The 3145-nt window shown below is 41.4% G+C and carries 4 protein-coding genes; 1 reads left to right on the top strand and 3 read right to left on the bottom strand.

Annotation, left to right across the window (positions count from 1 at the left end):
* Positions 1–414: 414 nt before the first annotated feature.
* The 3 genes from F6K49_RS31950 to F6K49_RS31940 form a co-directional block, all read right to left on the bottom strand.
* A complete protein-coding gene (locus tag F6K49_RS31950) occupies positions 415–975 on the bottom strand; it encodes a hypothetical protein (protein ID WP_293103114.1) in 561 nt (186 codons plus the stop codon).
* Positions 976–1485: 510 nt separating this feature from the next.
* The gene (locus F6K49_RS31945; protein WP_293103111.1) at positions 1486–1731 is read right to left on the bottom strand and encodes a hypothetical protein; all 246 of its coding nucleotides are present in this window, start codon (positions 1729–1731) and stop codon (positions 1486–1488) included.
* Between the two features lie 130 nt (positions 1732–1861).
* Positions 1862–2347: a hypothetical protein gene (locus tag F6K49_RS31940; RefSeq protein ID WP_293103108.1), complete on the bottom strand. Its 486-nt coding sequence runs from the start codon at positions 2345–2347 to the stop codon at positions 1862–1864.
* A gap of 529 nt (positions 2348–2876) precedes the next feature.
* On the opposite strand from F6K49_RS31940, the gene F6K49_RS31935 reads away from it, so the two are divergent.
* The coding region (locus tag F6K49_RS31935) for a hypothetical protein (RefSeq protein WP_293103105.1) at positions 2877–3145 on the top strand (269 nt) is incomplete at its 3' end.

Raw genomic sequence — 3145 nt, 5'->3', positions numbered from 1 at the left:
AAAAGGCTTGAAAGCCTTGTCGGGTATGCCTTCTGCCTTCATGCAGCCAGCCCTATTTATTTCCTATTCATAATTCCTAAAATTTGTCAAGTTTTTTGTAAAGAAATATGTTTATAAAGCATAGCTTTTTTAAGGGGGGCTGGGGGGGATCATAATCTTGCGGAAAACTTTGAAAACACGCCCTAGCCCCCCAATTTTGGGGGGAAATTGAGTTAAAGTCCCCCAGAATTGGGGGATTTAGGGGGCAAATGCGTAAGTCCTAAAAAAACATTCAACCTTTAACAACCTAATTGAAAAAGCAATGCAGCCCGCGCTCCATTGCTTTTTCAATTGCTTCGTTGGGGAGAATTCCAGAGCGAAACCTAGGTTAGTTCACTGCTGATAATTTTCTCCAGACTCAACAACTTATGATTGTCAATACACTGGAAAAGTGTACAATTGGCCATAATTATCATCGATACACTCACCGTCGTTGCCAGTGAAAAACATTTGGAGTTCTCCAGGGATCCACTCAGGAGTCTCAAAATCTCCAATCTTTACGTAATCCACTACATCGCATGCAGTGGATGGATAGCAGTCAAGGGATACAAGGTCGATTGGCTGCGGATCAGAGATCAAGTGGGCTGTTACCTTTAAAGTCTCAAAATCATAACAAGGTTCTGGATTTGCAGGGTAAAGTAACCTTTGGGAGTCATAAAAAACATGAAGTGGGTGGCCCGGCTTTATGTCACCGCTTTGGAATTGGAGAAACTCCCATCCATCGATTGCAAACTGGAGTCCAGGATGAAATTCAGTAGCCTGTGCAGAAGCTACCGTAAAGGAAGGCATCCAAGTCAGAGCTATGGCAATAAATAATGCCAATAGCGCATTGCGTAGTTTTTGCATAATTAATTTTCTTTCCTTATCGTAAGGGAGCATGTCACTTATGCAGAACATTTGTACATTAGCTATAGCCCCCTCATGGGTAAAAGCCAAGCTCCTATGGTATATAGTTCATTTGTTCTGGAACATAGACTTGCTCCCCATCAATTTGTGAGAACTATGTAATAGTAGCACTGTTATGTATCTGTGATCCTCATAAAACTCATAGAAAAACTCATAGAAAAACTCATATCTCTCGCACCTCTCAGGGAGCAGGTCAATTTTGTCAGAACACTTGAACTACAAACCCTTGAACTACAGTGTTTTCGGGGCTTCAGTAGCCGTCGTTTTTAATAGTACTAAAGTACTATTAAGTTAACCTACTCCCAAAACTCATAGAAAAGCTCATAGAAAAACTCATAAAACTCATAGAAAAACTCATATCTCTCGCACCTCTCAGGGAGCATGTCACTTATGCTCCTTAATAAGGGGGGGAATCGTTACGGGTGCATCTCATATTTGTAAAAAAGTTGCGTAGGGTGTGTTAGGGGGGGTCTCATTTTCAGCCTCGTAGTCAGGGTTTAGACAGCCCGCCCCGTAACGCACCACCTTGTCAAACAACTTTTAGGAGATGCACCCGCAACCTGTAGCTATTTTGGGCAAAGTAATACTATTGAGAAACAGTCTACTCCAGTTGCTGAAGATATGAAAGAGGTGATTGATAGTATCTTTAATCGGGAATCGGGAATCGGGAATCGGGAATCGGGAGTCGGGAGTCGGGAATCGGGAATCGGGAATCGGGAGTAGGGAATCGGGAATCGGGAATCGGGAATCGGGAATCGGGAATGGAGAGTAACAAAAAACATTCAACCTTTAACAACCTTATTGAAAAAGCAATGCATCGCTGCATCGCTTTTTCAGTTGCTTCCTTGGGGAGAATTCCAGTAGCGAAACCTAAGTTACTTAACTGCTGAGAATTGTCTCCAGACTCAACAACTTATTATTCGCAAATCACTGGAAAAGTGTAATTGCTGCCGAAATCACTATCGACACACCCAGAGCCGGTACCAGTGAACCAGATCTGGATCTCACCACTACCCTGAAAGCACTCAGGAGTAATAAACGATCCAAACTTGACGAAATCCACTGCAGGGGGGTCAAGGGATTCAAGTTCGAAGTCAGTAACATCGCCGCTGTTATCAGACATGACGTGGCCTGTTACCTCAGTTGAAGGGCCAAATTTAGGACAGCTAGGATTATCAGAAGACACCCTTAGGGAGTCATAATAGACATGAACTTCGTGGTCCGGAGAAAATATCGCACCACTTTGTGATTCTATCCATTGTCCGGTCGGGGCGATTGAAAACTGGAGTCCAGGATGAAATTCAACTTCAGCAGCCTGTGCGGAAGGTACCGTAAAAGAAGGCATCCAAGTCAGAGCTATGGCAATAACTAATGCCAATAGCGCATTGCGTAGTTTTTGCATAATTAATTTTTTTTCCTTACCGTAATGATTGGGTTAACAAGTAATTAATCGAAAGGTTAAGCACCTCGTAACTATTTTTTTCTGCACCCCTACAGAAGTTACTTCCCCAGCTTGTTTCTACTAGGAGCTCAAGTAACCTTTTGTAGATTAGACTAAAGTACAAAAACTTGTCAAGAGGAAAGACAGGAAATCTGCGGCGGGTGGGGAGTGTGATAATTTTCTTTCCCAGAAATTTTTGTCAGCGGCCAAAGGGGGTTTACCCCACTGGGGCTTTGCATAAAGACAGTGAGATGTACCCGATAGGGAGTGGAAAAAACCTTAAATAAATTTTAAGAATGTAGAATTAAGAATTGGGAATTAAGAATTTAGAATTTAGAATTGGCAATTAAGAATTAAGAATTAAGAATTTAGAATTTAGAATTGGCAATTTAGAATTTAGAATTTAGAATTATGCCTTCACCATTCTTAATTATGCCTTCACCATTCTTAATTTTGTCTTCACCATTCTTAATTCTAAATTCGTAAGCATATGCGCTACGCGCACGCTACGCGAACAGCTAATGTGCTACGCACACGCTACTTGAGGTGCCAAAGGCCTGTCGCCACGCTACCGGAAGAGTTTATGCCCATAGCGCATATGCTTACCTACATTCTTAATTCTACATTCTTAATTCTACATTCTACATTCTACATTCTACATTCTACATTCTACATTCTACATTCTACATTCTACATTCTACATTCTACATTCTACATTCTACATTCTACATTCTACATTCTACATTCTACATTCTACAT

The organism is Moorena sp. SIO3I6 (genome assembly GCF_010672095.1).
The sequence above is the reverse complement of the archived record's forward strand: the minus strand, read 5'-3'. Positions and strand labels throughout refer to the sequence as shown.

What these genes read in the sequence shown, in the direction of transcription:
- F6K49_RS31940 (WP_293103108.1), bottom strand. Translation starts at nt 2,347, where the DNA reads ATGCAAAAACTACGCAATGCGCTATTGGCATTAGTTATTGCCATAGCT.